The organism is Neorhizobium sp. PAMB6716 (genome assembly GCF_058242805.1).
In genome coordinates this window covers 1,259,668-1,280,064 of record NZ_CM177835.1, presented here as the reverse complement: position 1 = coordinate 1,280,064, position 20,397 = coordinate 1,259,668, and the positions used below count along the sequence as shown (strand labels likewise).

18 protein-coding genes are annotated in these 20,397 nt (G+C 62.1%); 12 read left to right on the top strand and 6 right to left on the bottom strand.

Translation table 11 applies throughout. The annotated features are described in order from the left end of the window. Positions 1–84: 84 nt before the first annotated feature. Positions 85–1,287, top strand: a complete 1,203-nt coding sequence (locus tag AC4CWH_RS06150; RefSeq protein ID WP_491321366.1) for a RhtX/FptX family siderophore transporter — start codon at positions 85–87, stop codon at positions 1,285–1,287. Here the strand turns inward: AC4CWH_RS06150 and AC4CWH_RS06145 are convergent. Continuing rightward, the gene (locus AC4CWH_RS06145; protein WP_491320835.1) at positions 1,259–2,206 is read right to left on the bottom strand and encodes a helix-turn-helix transcriptional regulator; all 948 of its coding nucleotides are present in this window, start codon (positions 2,204–2,206) and stop codon (positions 1,259–1,261) included. The genes AC4CWH_RS06150 and AC4CWH_RS06145 overlap by 29 nt on opposite strands. A gap of 214 nt (positions 2,207–2,420) precedes the next feature. On the opposite strand from AC4CWH_RS06145, the gene rhtA reads away from it, so the two are divergent. After that, the gene (gene rhtA, locus AC4CWH_RS06140) at positions 2,421–4,676 is read left to right on the top strand and encodes a TonB-dependent siderophore receptor RhtA (protein ID WP_491320834.1); all 2,256 of its coding nucleotides are present in this window, start codon (positions 2,421–2,423) and stop codon (positions 4,674–4,676) included. A gap of 374 nt (positions 4,677–5,050) precedes the next feature. On the opposite strand, the gene AC4CWH_RS06135 is transcribed toward rhtA, so the two are convergent. Beyond that, positions 5,051–5,956: a LysR family transcriptional regulator gene (locus tag AC4CWH_RS06135; protein ID WP_491320833.1), complete on the bottom strand. Its 906-nt coding sequence runs from the start codon at positions 5,954–5,956 to the stop codon at positions 5,051–5,053. Positions 5,957–6,092: 136 nt separating this feature from the next. Here AC4CWH_RS06135 and AC4CWH_RS06130 point away from each other — a divergent pair, with 136 nt between their 5' ends. From AC4CWH_RS06130 to AC4CWH_RS06085, 10 genes are all read left to right on the top strand, one after another. Continuing rightward, positions 6,093–6,815: a LamB/YcsF family protein gene (locus AC4CWH_RS06130; RefSeq protein WP_491320832.1), complete on the top strand. Its 723-nt coding sequence runs from the start codon at positions 6,093–6,095 to the stop codon at positions 6,813–6,815. A 72-nt stretch (positions 6,816–6,887) separates the two neighbouring features. Beyond that, entirely contained in the window at positions 6,888–7,121 is a 234-nt protein-coding gene (locus AC4CWH_RS06125) for an acetyl-CoA carboxylase (protein WP_491320831.1), read from the top strand. Continuing rightward, positions 7,121–8,485, top strand: a complete 1,365-nt coding sequence (locus AC4CWH_RS06120) for an acetyl-CoA carboxylase biotin carboxylase subunit (RefSeq protein WP_491320830.1) — start codon at positions 7,121–7,123, stop codon at positions 8,483–8,485. Before AC4CWH_RS06125 ends, AC4CWH_RS06120 begins: the two co-directional genes overlap by 1 nt. A 12-nt stretch (positions 8,486–8,497) precedes the next feature. Continuing rightward, a complete protein-coding gene (locus tag AC4CWH_RS06115) occupies positions 8,498–9,373 on the top strand; it encodes a 5-oxoprolinase subunit B family protein (RefSeq protein WP_491320829.1) in 876 nt (291 codons plus the stop codon). Beyond that, positions 9,363–10,334, top strand: coding sequence for a 5-oxoprolinase subunit C family protein (locus tag AC4CWH_RS06110; RefSeq protein WP_491320828.1), 972 nt, complete (start codon positions 9,363–9,365; stop codon positions 10,332–10,334). Before AC4CWH_RS06115 ends, AC4CWH_RS06110 begins: the two co-directional genes overlap by 11 nt. Positions 10,335–10,591: 257 nt before the next feature. Then, positions 10,592–11,356 carry an ABC transporter ATP-binding protein gene (locus tag AC4CWH_RS06105; RefSeq protein WP_491320827.1) on the top strand — a complete coding sequence of 255 codons (765 nt, stop codon included), beginning with the start codon at positions 10,592–10,594 and terminating at the stop codon, positions 11,354–11,356. After that, positions 11,353–12,087 carry an ABC transporter ATP-binding protein gene (locus AC4CWH_RS06100; RefSeq protein ID WP_491320826.1) on the top strand — a complete coding sequence of 245 codons (735 nt, stop codon included), beginning with the start codon at positions 11,353–11,355 and terminating at the stop codon, positions 12,085–12,087. Before AC4CWH_RS06105 ends, AC4CWH_RS06100 begins: the two co-directional genes overlap by 4 nt. Position 12,088: 1 nt before the next feature. Beyond that, positions 12,089–12,994: a branched-chain amino acid ABC transporter permease gene (locus AC4CWH_RS06095; protein WP_491320825.1), complete on the top strand. Its 906-nt coding sequence runs from the start codon at positions 12,089–12,091 to the stop codon at positions 12,992–12,994. Positions 12,995–13,138: 144 nt separating this feature from the next. Beyond that, positions 13,139–14,080 (top strand): branched-chain amino acid ABC transporter permease, encoded by a 942-nt coding sequence (locus tag AC4CWH_RS06090; protein WP_491321365.1) that lies wholly within the window; start codon positions 13,139–13,141, stop codon positions 14,078–14,080. Positions 14,081–14,120: 40 nt separating this feature from the next. Continuing rightward, complete coding sequence (locus AC4CWH_RS06085; RefSeq protein WP_491320824.1) at positions 14,121–15,332, top strand: ABC transporter substrate-binding protein; 1,212 nt, start codon at positions 14,121–14,123, stop codon at positions 15,330–15,332. A gap of 114 nt (positions 15,333–15,446) precedes the next feature. Here AC4CWH_RS06085 and AC4CWH_RS06080 read toward each other — a convergent pair whose 3' ends face one another. From AC4CWH_RS06080 to AC4CWH_RS06065, 4 genes are all read right to left on the bottom strand, one after another. Continuing rightward, on the bottom strand, positions 15,447–15,578 hold the full coding sequence (locus AC4CWH_RS06080; protein WP_491320823.1) for a hypothetical protein: 132 nt from the start codon (positions 15,576–15,578) through the stop codon (positions 15,447–15,449). Then, positions 15,578–16,960, bottom strand: coding sequence for an aspartate aminotransferase family protein (locus AC4CWH_RS06075; RefSeq protein WP_491321364.1), 1,383 nt, complete (start codon positions 16,958–16,960; stop codon positions 15,578–15,580). The genes AC4CWH_RS06080 and AC4CWH_RS06075 overlap by 1 nt, the downstream gene beginning before the upstream one ends. Before the next feature lie 360 nt (positions 16,961–17,320). After that, positions 17,321–18,079, bottom strand: a complete 759-nt coding sequence (locus AC4CWH_RS06070; protein WP_491320822.1) for a LamB/YcsF family protein — start codon at positions 18,077–18,079, stop codon at positions 17,321–17,323. Between the two features lie 345 nt (positions 18,080–18,424). Further along, positions 18,425–20,392 (bottom strand): hydantoinase B/oxoprolinase family protein, encoded by a 1,968-nt coding sequence (locus AC4CWH_RS06065; RefSeq protein WP_491320821.1) that lies wholly within the window; start codon positions 20,390–20,392, stop codon positions 18,425–18,427. Positions 20,393–20,397 lie beyond the last annotated feature (5 nt).

Sequence of the window (20,397 nt, the reverse complement as noted above, 5' to 3'; positions counted from 1 at the left end):
CCGGAAGCCGCCATGTCACTCTCCGTTTCCTCATCATCGACCCCGTCCGCAGCGCGCCTGGCCGACACTCACCCGCGCCGTGCCATGGTCCGGCTTTATGCCGTGCTGGCCGGCCTTTATCTCGCGCAGGGGATCCCGACCTATCTGCTGCTCGTGGCGCTTCCGCCGCTGATGCGCGAAGCCGGCGCCTCGCGCACGGCGATCGGGCTGTTTTCGCTGCTGATGCTGCCGCTGGTGTTAAAATTCGCGGTCGCGCCCTATGTCGATCGCCACAAGCTTATGCCGCGGTTCGGCCATCGCCGGGGCTGGATCGTGCCGACGCAGGCGCTGGTGTCGCTTTCCATCGCCGCCATGGCCTTTTTCGATCCGTCGCAGGCACTGCCACTCTTCGGCCTCGGCTTTTTGATCGCACTTCTGTCGTCGCTGCAGGATATCGCAACCGACGGCTATGCCGTGCGCCACCTGAAGGGCGGCTCGCGGGCCATCGGCAATGCCGTGCAGGCGGGAGCCGTCGCGCTCGGGGTCATCATCGGCGGCACGCTGGTTCTGGTTCTCGTCAAGCAGATCGGCTGGACACCGACCATCCTCATCGTCGCCGTGCTCTCGCTCCTGCCGCTCCTCGCCACCCTGTTCATGGCGGAACAGCAGGAAGGCGTTGAAACAGCCGATCGGCTGCGCCCCAGTCTCGGCGCCTTCTTCCGGCGGCCCCAGGCCTTACTGATCCTCGGTTTTGCGCTCAGCTATCGGGCCAGTGAAGGCCTGGTGCGCGGCATGGAAGGCGCCTATCTCGTCGATATCAAGGTTCCCACGGACTGGATCGGTTATCTCTCCGGCACGGCGGCCGCTACGGCGGGAATGGCCGGCGCGCTGCTCGCGGCGCTCGTCATCCGCCGGCTCGGCCTCGGATCGACGCTGCTTCTGCTCGGCGGACTGCGCAGCCTGTGTTTCCTCGCCTTTTCGCTCAATGCCTTCGGTCTTGCCCCCGGCATTGCCGTGGCGCTCGCAGCCTCCGGTTTCCAGACGCTGATCCGCTATATGGAACTGGTGGCGATCTATTCCTTTTTCATGAAATCCGCCTCCAACGACCAGCCCGGCACCGATTTCACGCTTCTCGCCTGCGCAGAACTGGTGGTTTATATCATCGGCACCTCGATTGCCGGCATCATCGCCGATCGAGTCGGTTACGCTTCACTCTTCTCGCTGGCAACGGTCATCTCCGTTCTCGGCATCGCGCTGTCGCTTTCGATGCTGCGTCGGCTTAAGCCGCCGGCCGAACCTGCCGCTTGAGGTCCGACGGCCGGATCTGGTAGCGGCTGCGGAACGACCGGTTGAAATAGGACAAGTCGTTGAAGCCGCATTGATAGGCGACTTCGGCAATCGACATGCGCTCGCCAGAGGCCATCATTACCGCCTTTGCCCGCTCCAGCCGCCGTTCCAGCACGTGGCGGGAAAAAGTGGTGCCTTCACGCGAAAACAGTTTCTGGATGGCCCGGGGTGTAATGCCCTCGGCCTCCGCCACGTCATTGATTGAAAAGCCACCGTCGCCCAGGCGCGCGTCTATCAGCGCCCGGATGCGCGCCAGCCGGTTGTCCGGTGCCGCCTCCTTGGCCGCGCCACCCAGGGCCTGCGAGAGCAGCGGCAGAAAATCGTAGAAATGGCTGACCATCATGGCCACGTCTTCGGCCGTCTGCTGCTCGCGTTGCAGGAGATAACCGGCATAGCTGGTCAGCATGTGCAAAGGCAGGCAGGCGGCCGGCACGGTCTTCAGCATCAGCACGTCGAGGCAGGCCCGGTGCTGGTCAACGGCCTGTTCCGGCAGATACGCGCAATCGAGGCGCCCGCCTTCGGAGATGATGATGCGCAATCCGTTCTGCGCGGGAAGGAAGACCACATCTCCGCTGGCAGCCTCGATACGGGATCGCCCATGCTCCACGATCATCGACTGGCCGACCGAGCGCAGGAGAACCACGCCCCGGTCGCCGCTGCCCTCGCAGGTGAGGCGGACAAGCGTCCTCGGGAAATAGAGGGTCGCGAGCAACAGAGACGGGTCATGCCAGTAAAGCCCCGTCGATCCGCTGATGTCGCCACCCTCGAGGCTGACGCTCAGTCCCCCCATCATGTCGACCAGGATACTGCCGCAGAGCGCGCGGGCCTCCGTGTCGGAAAGCGCTGCAGAGCCGAATTTCAAGGGGCGGATCAAGCTCATGTGGACGGTCAACTTTCCTTGGGGAACTTCGCGCTGGTCCAAGCCACGTTCGCCTCCATCCAAGCGTGGGCCACGGGCATGCTCTAAACATGACCGAAGCAGTAATGTTTTATCGCGACTCGCTCAAGTCTTGGGCGTCTCGAAAATGTGAGTGATGAGGGGATCTATGACATTCTTTGGGGAACAAAAGCGTGGACTGAGCGGGACCTGCGCCTTGGCACACTCGACCACGTCGCTGACGGCGCTTGCGGTCCTGGCATTTCTGGGGGCAGCGGATGCGGGCCTTGCGCAGAATGCAGCCGGAAACGATGCCGAGACGGCTGCCGAAACATCCGGCGAAACCGTTCTCGGCCGCATCGTCGTCACCGGCAGCCGCGCACCGGAAAAGATCTCCGAGATCGCGCGCACCATCAAGGTGGTCGATGAGGCCGAGATCAAGGCTGCCGCCCTTCAGGGCAAGAGCCTGCAGCAGATCCTTGCTGAGACCGTGCCGAGCTTTGATGCCGCAAGTGAAGGGTCCCGCACCAATTACGGCCAGAACCTGCGCGGCCGCACAGCACTCGTCCTGATCGACGGCGTTTCGCTGAATTCCGCCCGTGGTCTCAGCCGCCAGTTCGATTCCATCGATCCGTTCAACATCGCCCGCGTCGAGGTGCTCTCCGGCGCCACCGCCCTTTACGGCGGCAATGCCACCGGCGGCATCATCAACATCATCACCAAAAAGGGCCGGGATGCGGGCGACGGCCTGCATGCCGAAACCCAGGTCGGCGTCGCCAGCGGTTTCCAGGGCAGCAAGGATTTCGACCGCAATGCGGCAGGCGCCGTCACCTATAACAGCGCCGACTGGGACGCCCGCCTGTCGGTGTCCGGCAACCGCACCGGCGCCTATTACGATGGCGCGGGCGACATGGTCACGCCTGACATTACCCAGTCCTCGACCGCCTTCAATAAGCGCATCGACGTGATGGGTTCGGTCGGCGTTCAGATCGACGAGGATCGTCGCCTCGACGCGACCATGCAATATTTCGACAGCGCCCAGGACAGCGATTACGGCCTCTATTACGGACCATTCCTATCGGGTCTCTCCAATCCCAGCCTGTTCGAAGCCCGCTCCGGTTATCAGTCCGATGTCGAGCCTGAGACCCGCCGCAAGATGCTGGCGCTCAGCTATACCGATGCCGATTTCCTCGGCCAGCAATTGCTGCTGCAGGGAGCCGTGCGATCAGAGGATATTGTCTTTAATCCCTTCCCCTCCACGGGCAGCGCTGCCGGCACCTATTTCGGCGCCAGCCAGCAGACGACGGATTATTACAGTTTCAAGGCCGCCATGGTGTCGGAGCTGACCGACACGGTGAAGCTTACCTACGGCGTGGATGCCGACCGTGACAGTTTCTCCGCCAGCCAGTCGATCTTCAACCTGACCACGGCGGTGATATCAGGCGGCATGGATTTCGACATGATCGGCATCACCGGCCTCTATCCCGATATCGATGTCAGCACCGTTGCCGGTTTTGCCGAAGCCGCGTGGGAAGCCACTGACCGGCTGACCGTGAACGGCGGCCTGCGCTACCAGTTTACCAAGACGGAAGTGGGCAATTTCGTCGGCGCCGCCCAGCAGGTGGCAATCCTTAATGGTGCTGCCACCTCGGCAGATGCCATCCCGGGTGGGGACGTCGATTACGACGCGCTGCTTTTTAATGCCGGCGCGACCTTTGACGTCACCCCCGACCAGCAGGTCTATGCAAACTTCTCGCAAGGCTTCGAACTGCCGGATCCCGCCAAATATTACGGTGTCGGCACCTACACCCTGTCCAATGGACACTACGTCCTGACCGACAGCGTCAATGTCTCCACCTCGGCGCTCGAAGCAATCAAGACCGACAGTTTCGAGCTTGGCTTCCGCCATGACGACGGTGCGTTGAATGTCGCGGCCGCCGCCTATTATTCGACCTCCGACCGCTCGATCAGCCTCAACCGCACGACACTGACCATCGAGATGAAGGACGAGAAGCGCCGGGTCTACGGCATCGAGGCAGAGGCCGGTTACAAGTTCGACAACGGTTTCGATGTCGGTGTCCTCGGTCACTGGGTGAAGTCGGAAAAGAAGGGCACCGACGGCTGGTACCAGGAATCGGTCGGCACGGCGAGCACGTCCAAGGCCGGCGGCCACATCGGCTGGGGGAACGAGCGTTTTTCCGTTCGTTTGACCGGCGAGCATGTCTTCAGCCTTGAAGACGATGCCGGCTACGAGATCGAGGGTTATAACCTCTTCAATCTCGGCGGTCGCTACACGTTTGCCGAACAGGCAACCACGATCAATTTCGGCATCCAGAACCTGTTCGACACCGATTACACCACCGTCTGGGGCTCACGCGCAAAGGCGCTTTACGGCGCCCTCGTCGACGAGTCGGTCTTCGACTACCACGGCCGTGGCCGCACCTTCGCGATCTCGGTCACCAAGGTATTTTGAAAATCGGCAAGGGCGCCGGAATGACCCGGCGCCCGGACGACTGACCTCACCTGTGGTATCTCCATTGAACGTTTTGGCACACAGCCAGCGGCGCCGGATTACACCTGGGTGGCGGCAAGCCCGCCATCGTCTTCCAGATACAAAAAAGCAAGATAGGCATCTATGCAGGCCTGCCAAGAGCTGCGGCTAGTGCCGTCATCGGCTATGGAAAGTTTGCGTTCATGGGGCGATATTGAGGGTCGGCGCGCCGCTCGTCCAACACCGTTTCGGTGCATTATTATACCTTGAAGGTATGATTTGGTACGTCAGCTGTTCCCTTCATGGACAAGAACTTTAGCTCTCGATGCACGGGAGACGTCCCTCTCCCTCTGCGATCATCCACCGCCGCCCATCGTCACGGACATAAAGGCTCGGAACGTGGTGGCGGTCGGCGATAGTGGATGGCTGCGAGCCCAGGCAAGTCCGACATTCATGCTCGGTACGGGCTCCACCAGCCGGCGCAGCTCGATCCGCTGGCCTTCAAGCGACCATGGCCTGTAGACCATGTCGGACAGGATCGTCACGCCGACGCCAGCTGCAACCAGAGACCGGACGGCCTCGATCGAACTTGTGGTCAGGACCGCTCGCGGAGACAGCCCGACCGCATCCCAGTAACGCGAGGCAGTGGCGCTCGCTTCATCCACGGTCAGCATGATGTAATCTTCTTCGGCCACATCCTTGAGGCTGATCTCGCTCTGCGACAGCAGCTTGTGGTCTGCCGAAAGCCACAGCCGGCGGCTGGACCGCAGCAAAAGCTCCTGCTCGATGACATCGGAACTGGCGAGATTGGAGACCAGCATCACGGCAATATCGACATCGCCGCGCTTGATCTGCTCTTCGAGCGCAGGCCGGGATAGCTCTTTTATTTCCACATCGATGTTCGGATAGATCTTTCGGAAGCGGGCATAATATTTGGACATGAAATAGCCGATGACCGTGTAGGTGATGCCGATCGTGACCTTTCCGGAAAGCCCCGCTTCCTCTCGCAAAGGGCTGCGCATGGCAGAAGCGACCGCTCCCGTGATGACCCGCGCGTGGTCCAGGAAACGGGCCCCCTCCATTGTCAGCCTGACCCCGGAATGGGTCCGCTCCAGAAGCTTCACGCTCAGCTCCATTTCCAGCGATTTGATCGCTGCCGTGACAGCCGATTGAGAAATGTTGAGATTAAACGCAGCGTGGCTCACCTGCCCGCTTTCTGCCGTCGCAATGAAATAATCAAGCTGTTTCAACGTGATGCTCATCGAAATCACCCCCTTGTTCTGGTTATCTGTTTTTTCGATATTACAATCAAAAAACTACTATTTCACAAGAGGAGCAAGCTGAGACAAAAATTGTGCAACGCCGCAAAGACGGCAGCATACAAGGGGTTCCAAATCGATGACTGTCACGTTGAACTGTGACATGGGGGAGAGCTTTGGCCTTTACAGGCTGGGCGACGACGCCGGACTGATGCCACTCATTGATGTGGCAAACGTAGCCTGCGGCTTCCATGCTTCCGATCCCGATCATATGCGCAACACGGTGGCGAGCGCCAAAGCGCATGGCGTCAAGGTTGGCGCCCATCCGTCCCTGCCGGATCTCCAGGGTTTTGGCCGCCGCGAGATGAAGATGAGCCGTGCGGAAGTGGTCAACTCGGTGCTTTACCAGGTTGGCGCGCTGGTTGGCTTCCTGAAGGCGGAGGGGTTGGAACTCAACCATATCAAGCCGCATGGCAGCCTCTATGGCATGGCGGCACGGCAGGAAGAGGTCGCCCATGCGATCTGCGACGTCGCCGAGATCTATGGTGTGCCTCTGTTCGGCATGACCGCAACGCTTCACGAAACGATCTACAGCGAGCGTGGCATCGAATTCGTGCCCGAGTTCTATGCGGACCTCGACTATGCGCCAGGGGGATTTTTGATCGTCACCCGCGAACATCCCGCCATGGACCCGGACCTGATGGCGCAACGGTGCCTGCGTGCCCTTACCGATGGACAGGGCACTGCCAATGACGGCAGTCTCTTCCCGGTCGGATGCAAGACGATCTGCGTGCATTCCGACACTCCGAATGCCATCGATATTGCGAGAACCGTGCGCCGCGCAATCGCGCCCTGGCAATGACATCGACAGCCGCCGAAAAGGCGGTCTTTAATGCCCGTCTCTTTTCCTTCATCGCCTGATCCGGAGATCGACATGGCCCAGATTCTCTCTCCCCTTCCCGGTACTTTCTACCGCAGTTCCTCGCCCGAAACGCCGCCGTTCAAGGCGGATGGCGACGATGTCACAGCCGGCGATGTCATCGGGTTGATCGAGGTGATGAAGTCCTTCCACGAGGTGAAGGCTGAAATTTCCGGCAAAAGCATCCGCTTCGTCGCCGAGAACGAAGACCCGGTCATGGCCGGCGCACCGCTGGCGGATATCGACTGATGTTGAAGAAGCTGCTGATAGCCAACCGTGGCGAGATTGCCGTGCGCGTCATCCGCGCCGCGCAGGATCTCGGCATTGCCACGGTCGCCGTGTATTCGGCGGCGGATGCGGATGCGCTGCATGTGCAACTTGCCGACGAAGCCGTCAATATCGGCCCGCCCGCCGCCAAAAAATCCTATCTCAACATCGAGGCGATCATTGCGGCAGCGCTGGAAAAAGGCTGCGACAGCATCCATCCGGGTTATGGGTTCCTCGCCGAAAATGCCGGTTTCTCCGATGCCGTTACGGCAGCCGGCCTCACCTTTGTCGGCCCGTCGGGCGATGCGATCCGGCTAATGGGCGACAAGGTGTCGGCCCGCACGGCAGCATCTGCCGCTGGCGTGCCCGTCGTTCCCGGCTCCACGGGCCGCGTCGATGGCATTGAGGCCGGGCGCCATGTGCTGGAGGCAACCGGATTTCCGGTCATGATCAAGGCTGCCGCCGGTGGCGGCGGGCGCGGCATTCGCATCGCCAATTCTCTGGCCGAATTCGAGCAGGCTTTCCCGCAGGCGCAAGCCGAGGCGCTGGCTGCCTTCGGCGACGGTGGCCTTTATATGGAAAAGGTGATTGGCAAGGCGCGCCACATTGAGGTGCAGGTTCTGGCCGATGGCAAGCAAGCAATCCATTGCTACGAGCGGGAATGCTCGCTGCAGCGCCGTCGCCAGAAGGTGTGGGAAGAGGCACCGTCGCGAGCGCTCTCCACAAGCCTGCGCGAAGAGCTTTGCGCCTCGGCCGTGGCGCTTGCCAAGGCGGTCGGTTATTCCGGCGCCGGCACCGTCGAATATCTCTACGACGACGAAGCCGACCGTTTCTATTTCATCGAGATGAACACCCGCATTCAGGTGGAGCATCCGGTGACGGAAGCGATCACCGGCATTGATCTCGTTGCCGAAATGCTGCGCATTGCCGGCGGCGAACCGCTGCGGATCGCGCAAGATGACGTGACCGTCAAGGGTCATGCCATCGAGGTCCGGTTAAATGCGGAGGATCCGGCCAAGGATTTTGCGCCCTTCCCCGGCACGATCGGCGACCTGCGCATTCCCGGCGGCCCCGGCGTTCGCTTCGATTCCATGCTCTACAACGGTTACCAGGTGCCGCCTTTCTACGACAGCCTGCTCGCCAAGCTGATCGTCCATGCCGAGACCCGCGAAGCGGCAATCATGCGGCTGACGCGGGCATTGCGTGAACTGGAGATCGGCGGCGTAAAAACCACCAAGCCGCTGTTTTTGGCCCTTGCCGCCGATCCGTCGGTCCGGGCCGGAGATGTGCATACCCGCTGGCTGGAAGGCTGGCTTCAAGACAACGCCACGGCGCTTGCCGGCTGACAAGGAGGTTCGATGTCGATACGTTTCAATTTCGGCGGTGACGAGCATATCTTCGGCGAAGTGTCGGAGGACATGTCGCTCGCCTCATTTTTTACCGGCCTGTCGATGATCAATGCGGTGCGCGCCGCCGGCATCCGCGGCGTGACCGAGACCTGCCCGGCCAATGCCAGTTTCCAGATCCGCTTCGATCCTGATCTCATCGCACCGCAGGACCTCCTGAAGGAATTGCAGTCGATGGAGGATGCGGCGTCGAAATCCGATGCGACGCTGAAAACCCGCATCATCGAGCTGCCGGTCTATTTCCAGGATCCGTGGACGCATGAGACGGAAATGCGGTTTCGCGAGCGCCATCAGGACCCGAGTGCCACAGACCTTGAATATTCGGCGCGCATCAACGGTTATGCGACGATCGAGGACTTCATCGCCGCCTATTCCGGCCAGCCGTGGTTCGTGTCCATGGTCGGGTTCGTTGCCGGCCTGCCCTGGCTCTATCAGATGGTGGAGCGCAAGAAGCAGATCGAGGCGCCAAAATACCTGCGTCCCCGCACGGATACGCCCAAGTTGACGGTTGGCCACGGCGGCTGCTTTGCGGCGATCTATTCGGTGCGCGGTGCCGGCGGTTACCAGATGTATGGCGTCACACCTGCGCCGATCTACGATCCGACACGCACGGTGCGTTACCTCACAGACGATATGGCACTGTTCAAGCCGGGTGACATCGTCAAGTTCAAGGCGATCAACCGCGACGAATATGACGCGACGCTGGAAGAGATCGATGCCAACCGCTGGCAGCCGACGGTGCGCGACTGCGCGTTCAGCCTCACCGATTTCAACCGCGACATGCTGGGCACCAACGCCAACCTGATGGAGCTTCTCAATGGCCATTAAGGTGATCACTCCCGGTCTTGCAACTTCCGTGCAGGACCTCGGCCGTCCCGGTTATTACCATGTCGGCATTCCCGAAGGCGGCGGCATGGACCGGTTTGCCACCCGCATCGCCAACCTGCTTGTCGGCAACGAACCGGGTGCGGCAATCCTTGAGGCAACCTTCATGGGGCCGGAGCTGGAATTTACGGCACCCGCCGTGGTCGCCGTCACCGGAGGCGAACTGCCGCCCAAGGTCAACGGCGAAGAGCGCCCCACCTGGGAAAGCTTTGCGGTGAAAGCCGGCGACCGCCTGTCCTTCGGTTACCTGAAATCCGGTGCCCGCGCCTATATCGCCGTTTCCGGCGGCATCGACGTGCCGGTCGTGCTGGGATCGCGTTCCACCTACATGCTCGGAGCACTCGGTGGTTTTGAGGGACGCGTGCTAAAGGCTGGCGATGAAATCCCCGTCGGCACCGGCGCCGGCACGCCCGGCCGGTCGCTTCCGACTGATCTTCGCGGCAGCGTGTCCGGCGCCATCGAACTTCGAATGCTGCCCGGCATCTACTGGCATCGCATCACCGAAGCTGCCGGCAAGCGCTTCTTCGAAGATACGTGGAAAGTGGCGCCCGAGGCCGACCGCATCGGCTACCGGTTCAAGGGTGGTACGCCGCTCGAATTCGTCGCCCGCGAGCAGCCCTTCGGCGCCGGCTCTGACCCGTCCAACATCGTTGATGCCTGCTACCCCTATGGCTCCGTCCAGGTGCCGAGCGGCACCGAGCCGATCGTGCTCCACCGCGACGCCGTGTCCGGTGGCGGCTACATGATGCTCGGCGTGGTCATTTCCGCCGACATGGACCGGATCGCCCAGCTGCAGCCGCATACGCCGGCACGTTTCGTGCCGGTGACGCTGGACGAGGCGCTGACCGCCCGCGCCGAACGGCGCGCGGCTTTGGCCAAGGCGGAAGACACCCTGACCGCCTGAGGCGGTCGGATCTCCGGAAGAGGAACCGGAGAAGGCATCGGGAGGAGTGGTCGGCGCATGCCGGCCCTCCGACGCGCCGGGCATCAAGATCCGGCGCGCGCAACGACAAGACGACGCCGGCAAACGGCGTGATTTTACCTCCGAGCGGTCCGCAGAGATCGCCGGAGAAAAAGGGGAACATCGCGACACGTTTTATGGCCGCTACACGGCCCGATGTCGCATGCCCTTTTCCGTCTACAACAAAGGAACAGGGGTTCATGGTTCAACTTGGCGGTCATCTCAGCGCGGAAAACGTCTCCGTGGCCTTTGCGGGGCTGAAAGCCCTGTCATCCGTCACGCTCGACATCAAGCCTGGCCATATCAGCGGATTGATCGGACCCAACGGCGCTGGCAAGACAACGCTCGTCAACGTGCTGACCGGCTTCCAGATGCCGACGGAAGGCGCGGTGAAGCTGAACGGCGCGCCGCTCGGCAAGCTGAAGCCGCATCTGGTCCGGCGACGTGGCATTGCCCGCACCTTTCAGGGCGGCCGGCTGTTTCGCGACCTTGCCGTCATCGACAATCTCGAAGTCACCGGCGTCGGGCTCGGCATGAGCCGGCGCGCGGCGGTTGCCGAGGCGGAGGCGATGCTCGACTGGATCGGCATTTCGGCGCTCGGGCACCGCACCGCCGGCACCCTTCCCTATACCGACGAACGCCGTGTCGCCATCGGCCGGGCGCTGATGGGGCGGCCCGCCTTCATCCTGCTCGACGAGCCGGCCGCCGGCATGAGCGCGCAGGAAGCGACCGAGCTGTCGGCACTCGTCAAGCGCATCGCGCGCGATCTCGGCTGCGGTGTGCTGATCATCGAACACAATGTCGGGCTGGTGCTCGGCCTTTGCGACCACATCGTCGTGCTCGATTCCGGGGCCGTCATCGAGGAGGGAACGCCCGCCGAGATCCGACAGAGCGAAAAGGTGCGTCATGCCTATATGGGCACCGCCGCAGATGCGGCCGTGCCGGCTGCGGAGGTGCTGTTATGAGCCTGCTCGTTCTTGCCAATATCGAGGTTCGCTACGGCCGCCTCACCGCCGTGCGCGGCGTCTCGCTGTCCATCAAGGATGGCGACACGGTGTTCATCACCGGACCAAACGGGGCCGGAAAATCGTCGCTGCTGCGCGCCATTGCCGGTGTCACGCCAGCCTCCAGCGGCACGATCGACTTCGACGGCTACAACATCACCGGCAAGGCGCCGGAGGATATCGCCCGCCTCGGCTTCTCGCTGGTGCCGGAAGGCCGCGACGTCTTTGGCTCGCTGACGATCGAAGAAAACCTCATGGTCGGCACGGGCATGAAGGCCAGGGATCGTGGCTGGAAGGCAAAGACTGCCGAGGATCTCGAGGCCGTCTACCAGACCTTCCCGATCCTGAAGGAGCGGCGCCACGGCCAGGCCGGGCTTTTGTCCGGGGGCCAGCAGCAGATGCTCGTCATCGGTCGGGCGCTGATGACCAACCCGCGGCTGATTGCCATCGACGAACCGTCGCTGGGTCTTGCGCCTAATATCACCGACCAGGTCTACGAGCGGCTGATTGCGCTTCAATCCCAGAAGGCCCTGACGCTTCTGATCGTCGAGCAAAGTTCCACCCGCGCCACCCTGGTCGGCGGTCGGATGCTGCTGATGCGCGGCGGCCAGATTGTGCTCGACGGCAACGCCCGCGAACTCGGCAACAGTGCGGCTGTGCAAGCTGCCTATTTCGGTTACGAGGATCATTGAGATGCTGCAGATCGTCTTCGACTCCCTGTCGCTCGGCTCGCTCTATGCCCTCGGCGCGCTCGGCATTGCGCTGATTTTTGGCGTGATGCGGCTGGTCAACTTCGCTCATGGCGACGTCATCGCCTTTTCCATCTTCGCGCTTTTATGGCCATCAACCGATGCGCTGGCGATCGTCTTTGCCGGGCAACTGCCCTGGTACCTGCTGATCCCCTTCGTGCTGCTGATCGGCGCCGGGCTTTCGGTGCTGTGCGAGATCGTCGTCTTCCGCCGCTTCCGGCGTGCCAGCCCGGCAACGATGATGATTGCCTCCTTCGCGCTCGGCTTCGTCATCCGCTATTTCCTGCTGATGCTGTTTACGAGCCGGCCGAAGTCGATCTCGCTCCTGCCGATGCTGTCGCAGCCGGTGGAAATTTTTGGCGCCCGCCTGCCGCTCCTGCAGCTGATCACCATCATCGCGACCGTCATCATTCTGGTCGGCCTGACGCTGTTCCTGAGGCGGACCCGCTTCGGGCTCGAAATGCGGGCGGCGGCTGAGAACTTCTCGATGGCGCGCATGCTTGGCGTGCGCGCCAACCGGGTCATCATGGGCGCCTTCGCACTATCAGGGGCTCTCGCCGGCGCCATCGCCATGATCTTCGGCAGCCAAACCGGCACGGTCGATATCCAGATGGGTGCCTCGATCATGCTGATGGCCTTCATCGCCACCGTCATCGGCGGTCTCGGCAGCCTTGCCGGCGCAGTGCTCGCCGGCTTCCTGCTCGGCGCGGCCTCCGTGATCATGCAGGTCGTGCTGCCTGTGGATGCCCGTCCCTTCCGCGACGCCTTTGTCTACGGCGCCGTCATCCTCGTCCTCCTGTTCCGCCCGCAGGGCCTGATCGCCGCCCGCGGCACCAAGGAAAGGGTCTGACCCATGACCGATGCCAGCCTCTCCACCCTTCCCGCAACCCTTGCCAATCCGCGCAAGCCGCCCCCGTTCGCGCTTGCCCGCAAGACGATCATCACGCCGATCCTGCTGTCGCTCCTCGTCCTGGCCATTGCCGCGCTGACGGTAATGCTGGGCTCCCGCCCCTTCAACCAGGCGATGATCGACATCATGGTGCGGGTGGTCCTCGTCGTCGGGCTCTATATCTTCATCGGCAATTCCGGGGTGCTGAGCTTCGGCCATATCGGCTTTACCTGCCTTGGCGCCTATGCGGCGGCATGGCTGACGATCAATCCGCTGATGAAAAAGGCCTCGCTGCCCGGCCTGCCAAGCTTCCTGCTTGAGGCGCGCTTGCCCTACTGGCAATCGGCAATCATCGCAGCGCTCTTTGCGGGTCTTGCGGCGCTGATCTTCGGCAAGGTCCTGATGCGGCTCTCGGGCATTGCCGCCTCGATTGCCACCTTTGCGGTTCTGGCGATGATCAACACCATCTATTCGAACTGGGAAAGCGTCACCGGCGCCACCTCGTCCGTCGTCGGCATCCCGATCGTGCGCACCCTCTGGCCTTATGCGGGCGCTGCAGTCGTTGCGATCTTCATTGCCTGGGGTCACGCGATCTCACGCTCAGGCCTTGCGCTGCGGGCTGCCCGTGACGAGCCAACGGCAGCCGCAGCCTCCGGCGTCGACATCCCCAGGGAACGCCTCGTCGCATTCACGATTTCCGGCGCCATCATGGGTCTCGGCGGGGCGGCGATGGCGCATTCCATCGGCGTCGTTACGCCGGACACCTTCTATCTCGGCCTCACCTTCATCACGCTCTCTATGCTTGTCGTCGGCGGCATGGGCAGCCTGTCGGGGGCGGTGATCGGGGTGCTGCTGCTGTCCGCCCTCATCCAGGCCCTGCGCTGGCTGGAGGCGGGCGTTCCGCTCGGTTCGACCACCTTCGCCCTTCCCAAGGGGCTCCAGGAGATCGCGCTGGGCGTCATCATGATCGTGATCCTCGCGCTACGCCCGGCGGGACTGATCGGCAATCGCGAAATCACGCTGTTCCGCGTCAAACGCAACAAATAGTCGACGGAGAGGAAACCGTCGGTCAAAAAAGGAGACGTCAATGGCATACGAGACAAGCATACTGGGCAAGACACGACGACTGGCAATGGCCATGGCTGCCGTTATGGCAGCGTTCCCCGCGCTTGCGGACGACGGCAAGATCGTCGTCGGCTTTGCAACCGCCGCCTCCGGCTTCATGGAAGCCTATGACAAGCCGGCGCAGGATGCGGCAATGATCCGCATCAACGAGATCAATGCCGCGGGCGGCCTGCTCGGCAAGCAGATCGAGGTCGTGAGTGCCGACACCAAGTCCGACCGCGCCGAAGGCGCCAAGGCCGGTCTTTCGGTCATCGACCAGGGTGCCGACATCGTCGTCGTCTCGTGCGACTACGATTTCGGCGCACCGGCAGCGCTTGCCGCCGAAGATGCGGGCCTTGTCTCCTTCTTTCTCTGCGCGGAATCGGTGAAGGCCGGTATCCAGGGCGTCGGCCCCCACTCCTTCTCCGCCTCGGTTCTTGCCGCCGTGCAGGGTGCGACGATGGCCGAATGGGCCTTCAAGGAAAAGAAGGCAAAGACCTTCTACCGCCTGCTCGACACCTGGACCGAATACAACAAGGGCATCTGCGACGGTTTTGACTGGATGATGCCGAAGATCACGGCAGAGGGCGCAAAGCTCTTGGGACAGGATACGTTCAAGAACGACGATGCCTCGATTGCCGCGCAGATCACCCGCATCAAGTCGCTGCCGCAGGAGCCGGACGCGATCATGCTGTGCACGATGATGCCGGGCGCCGTCTCCGCCATCAAGCAGATCCGCGCCGCCGGCATCAACTCGATGATCCTCAACGGCTCCGGCGTCGACGGCAGCTACTGGCTGTCGGCCGTTCCGGACCTGTCGAACTTCTACACCCCGGTGCAGGGCTCGATCTATGGCGATGACCCGAACCCCGACGTGCAGAAATTCAACGCCGCCTACAAGACGGCAACCGGCACCGATCCGTCGAGCCAGTATGTCTATCCGGGCTATTCCATGATCGACGTCTGGTCGAAGGCCGTCGAGCGTGCCAAGACCACGGAAGCCGATGGCGTCGTTGCCGAACTGGAAAAGATGAAGGATGAGCCGACCCTGTTTGGTCCGCGCACCTTCACAGCCGAACTGCACCACCAGAACAAGGCCCGTTACCTCATCGTCGGTGTCGATAAGGGCAAGCCGGGCGTCGTCGGCTCCTGGACGATTTCCGAACCGGTGCCGATGAGCGCACTGGTCAAGTGATGTGAGACAGACGCCATCGGCTGCTCCCGGCCGATGGCTTCAACGAAAGAACCCGGCAAAGCGTGACAGCTTTGCCGGGGTCTTTGTTGTGCCGCGCATCACGTCGCCTGATCTTTACGACCGCATCTTGCGGTCGGTGCCCTTCAGCGCAATCAGGTCGCCGACGTCCCGGCCATTCCTGGCAGTGAAGAGCCGGTCGAGCACCGCAAGGCGGCGGTGCTCCATCGTGTCTTCACCCCCAGACATCAGACGAGACCTTCGGCGGCGATCGCGGCCGGAAGCCGGTCGAGGGTGCGGCCAAGCCGCGTCATGATCTCCGAAATATCCGAGGACGTCACAATCAGTGGCGGGCACAAGGCCAGCTGGTCGCCGATCGAGCGGAAGATCAGGCCCTCGTCATGACCGATGGCATTGGCGATGGCGCCGGCGCGGCCAAGCTTGTCGAACGGCTTGCGGGTTTCCTTGTTGGCGACCAGTTCAAGCGCGCCGATCAGGCCTGCACCGCGGGCTTCACCGACCAGCGGATGGTCCGCGAAGGACTTAAGGCCTGACTGAAACTCTGCCTCCAGCCGCGCCGCGTTGCCCATGAGGTCCTGCTCCTCGATGATGGCGAGGTTTTCCAACCCGACAGCGGTCGCGACCGGATGGCCGGAGGCCGTGAACCCATGACCAAAAACGCCGTTCTTCTCGGAATTATCGGCGATGGCGCTGTAGATCTTGTCCGAAACCATCACGGCGGCAAGCGGCATGTAGGAGGAGGTCAACTGCTTCGACAGCGTCATGATATCGGGCGTGAAGCCGTATTTCTGGCAACCGAACGGCGTGCCAAGACGCCCGAAACCGCAGATGACCTCGTCGGAGACGATGAGAATATCGTTGGCGCGGCAGATCTTTTCCACGCCCTCCCAATATCCGGCCGGCGGCGGCATGACGCCGCCCGCCGCCATCAGCGGCTCGCCGATGAAAGCGGCGATCGTGTCGGCGCCTTCCTTTTCGATCACCGCCTCGAGTTCGGCCAGAAGCCGCGCGGTAAACGCCGCCTCGTCCTCGCCTTCGGTGCCGAAGCGATAGAAATGCGGGCAGGTCAGGTGATGCACGGGGATGGCCGGCAGGTCGAAGTCGCGATGGTTGATCGGCAGGCCGGTGAGGCTGCCGGACGCCACCGTGATGCCGTGATAACCCTTGATGCGCGACAGGAACTTTTTCTTCTGCGGCCGGCCGAGCGCATTGTTCATGTACCAGACCATCTTGACGATCGTGTCGTTGGCCTCGGAACCGGACGAGGTGTAAAAGACGCGGCTGAGATTGTCGGGCGTGATCTCGACCAGCTTTTCGGCCAGCCGGATCGAGGGCTCGTGCGCCTTGGACGAGAAGGTGTGGTAATAGGGCAGCTTCAGCATCTGCTTGTAGGCGGCTTCCGCCAGCCGCTTTTCGGAAAAACCGACGGCGACCGACCAGAGGCCGGCCAGTCCCTCGATATATTCCTTGCCGCGGTCGTCATAGACCCGGATGCCGTCCCCGTGGTCGATGACCAGCGGCCCGGTGCGTTCGTGCTGGCGCAGGTTGGTGTTGGGGTGCAGCGTGGTCGCGATGTCGATGGCCGCGAGGGAATTGGAAATCTGTGTCATGGCGGATCTCTGGATCTTGGTGCTGATGGTGAAGGGCTTCATGTCGAGATAGTCCTCGATCCCGTGCGAGGAGCCCTCGCGCCCGAGACCGCATTCCTTGATGCTGATCATGCCGGTGTCCAGCGGGTCGGCAACCCGAAACATCCGGTCCGCATCGCTTGTTTTGAAACAGGCCGCAAGCCCGTCGTTTATAACTTTGGCTCACTCGACGTCCTGCGTCCCGGTGCCTTGCCCTGTTTTCCGTGAAGATCGGGGCAAGCGGCCCTTGAGGGCACGGATGGCACCCGTCCAGCCCATCAGGAGCACTGCGCGTTCGGCAGCAGGGTTTGGGAAACGTAGTCCCTGTGGTCCTCAGCCGTTCTACACTTTGCCTTCGATGACCCGGCGCATGACGACGGCGACATCACGCGAATTGGGGGGATCGGAATGGATGCAGACGGTGCCGAACCGGATCGGCCGGACGCTGCCATCCGTGGTGACGATCTCGCCGTCGAACAAGGCACGGCGCATGCGCTGCTCTATGGCGGCAAGATCGACTGCTTTGTGTACGCGCGGGATGATCAGAGAACCATCCGGGGCATAGGATAAATCAGGGAAATATTCGCCAATAAAAGGGACGCCCAATTCAGCGGCCGCCACTTCGTGAAACGTGCCGGCCATGCCGAACAGCGGCACGTTGAACGGTTTAACCGATGCCGCAATGGCGCGGGCCGTATCGAGGTCTCTCGCAGCCATGCCGTAGATGATGCCGTGCGGCTTGACATGCGACAGCGTGCCGCCCTGCGCCGCAAGGATCCCCGACAGTGCGCCGATCTGGTAGAGGAAGGCCGCCGTCAGTTCTTCCGGCTGCAGCTTCATCTCCCGTCGTCCGAAACCTTCCTTATCCGGCAGCGACGGATGCGCACCGACCTCGACGCCATGCGCCAGTGCAAGTCGCACCGTCTTCAGCATCGTCCAGGGATCGGAGGCGTGAAAACCGCAGGCAATATTGGCCAGATGGATGTTCGGCATGATCCCGGCATCGTCGCCGAAATGCCAGTTGCCGAAACTCTCGCCCATGTCGCAATTCAGGGTCACCACGGCGCCCTGTTGCAGCACGTCAGCTGTGTCGGTTGTCATCAGATTGCATCCTCTCGTCTTCCTGTGTCACCGGCCAGCCTTGCAGGGGCGCGGGGCAGTGATCGCTGGAGGCTGTAGTCCTCGGCGCCGAAAGCCTCTGACAGATCGGCAGACATCCGCGCGACGCATGCCGCGGAATGCTGTCACGGCCACAGACCGCAGCGCCCCTTCCACCATCGTCCTTCACCCCTTCAAGTGCCGTCTTTGCGGCCTTGCAACATTCTGTCCGAAGGCGCGAAACGTGTGAAATAGTTGTTTTTGGAAAGCGTTATCGAAAAAACAGATGCGGCTTGCCTGAGCAACGGGCAAACGGCACCGGCTGCAGCACGGTGCCGTTCCGTCGGGTCAGGCCCAGTGCGCGACGGTTCGCTTTTCAAAGCGTTCGCGGAACTGCGCGGTGGTTTTTTCCAAAACCTCGCCGGTCTCCCATTCGAGGATCACCGCATGGCGGCGCACCGCATCCAGGGCATCGATCTGGCCCGCCTTGTACTGGCGAGACACCTCGGCCGGGTCCATCCGGGCCCATTCCGTCCGCTTCGCCCGGATCTCGCTTCGAACCACCTCGGTCGCCGCCACGTCGATCTCGTAGGCACACAGATCGCGGTCTATTTCCCGGATGACGACACCATAATCGAGACTGGCGCGCCGGATCGAGACATAGTCGTCAATCACGTCTTCCAGCACGTTCTGCGGATCACGCTCGAGCGGATCGCCGAATCCGCCGCCGCCGGCGGTCGGCCGCGCAAATTCGTCTCCGGTATGGACCGGATAGTCGGAAAAGACGGAGCCGAGCCAGGTTGCTTCCTCGGAACCGGCCCGCCGGATGGTGAGGCCATGCGGCATGGACGGCAGCCCGCCCTCGATGCCCCAGACGACGGCGCGTTCACGGTCGCAGATATAGGACATGACAGCGCCTTCTGCTTCCAAAAGCAGCGAGGTTTTCTGCACGCCAACGCCGCCGCGCCATTTTCCCGGCCCCGCCGAATCCTGCTTGATCTGGAATTCGGTGGTGCGTGTCGGGTTGACCCGTTCATTGCCTTCATTGGGCTGCGACATCAGCCCCGTGCCGAAGCAGGCCGTGGTCACGTCGGCGCCGTCCTTGCCATTGCGGCCACCCCAGCCGCCCGGCAGCCATTCGTAAAACATGAAGATCGGCTTTTCGGGTTTGCGCGCATCCCGGCCACCGGCAAGCAGGTATTCGAGATTGAAGGCGCAGGCGATTGCCCGTTCCGGCATGATCTTCGACCACATCTCGAAGATCGCGTTCATGATCTTTTCGAACGGCATCAGAAAGCCGGTGACGGCAACGGGCCATTCGGCACTGACGACGCTGTTCTTCGGCGCCGTCACCCTTATCATCCGGTAGAAGCCGCTGTTCAGCGGCAGGTCGGGGAAGAAGGTCTTCATGCCCGCGACGACGGCCGAGAAGGTGGCACCCGGCGCCGAATTATACATCGACGAAATGGTGTGATGGCTGCCGGTGAAATCATAGTGGATGCTGTCGCCTGATATCGTCATCTTGATACGGATCGGGATCATCCCCTCGCCGCCGCCGAGATCGCGGTCGATGTAATCCACCGTTTCCCAGGTGCCATCTGGAAGTTCCAGCAGCCGCTTGCGCACGGCCCGCTCCACATAGTCCTGCACCTCCGCCATGCCCTGCGTAACCTGTGTGCGGCCGTACTTGCCAACCAGCCGCAGCAGCTCGCGTTCGGCCACGTGGGTCGCCTGCGCCTGCGAATGGATGTCGCCGATGATCGAGGCCGGATCGCGGGTATTGGCGGCGATCATGTTGGCCACGTCGAAGCAGAACCGGCCTTCGCGAAAAAGACGGATCGGCGTGATGCGCAGGCCCTCGCGGAACATGTCGCGCGCGGTCACGTCAAAGGAGCCGGGCACGGAACCGCCAAGATCCGACCAATGGCCGTTCGACTGGGAAAAGCCGATCAGCTTGTCCTCATCGAAGATCGGCCGCACCAGCCGGACATCGCTGAAATGGGTGCCACCGGCATAAGGATCGTTGATGGCATACACGTCGCCCGGCGCCATCTCGCCTTCGAAGACGCGGATCACGTCCTTGCAGGTATTGTGCAGCGTGCCGACATGCACGGCGATGTCGTAATTGCCCTGAGCGACCGAATTGCCGTCGGCATCATGCAGCGCGTTGGAAAAATCGCGATTGTAGATGACGAAGGAATAGCAGGTTCGCAACATCTGTTCGGCCATCTGGTCGACTGCGGTGATGAAGGAATTTTTCAGCACTTCGAACGTCACCGGATCGAGACTGCGTTCCGTATCTGCCTGGATATTCATGAAAA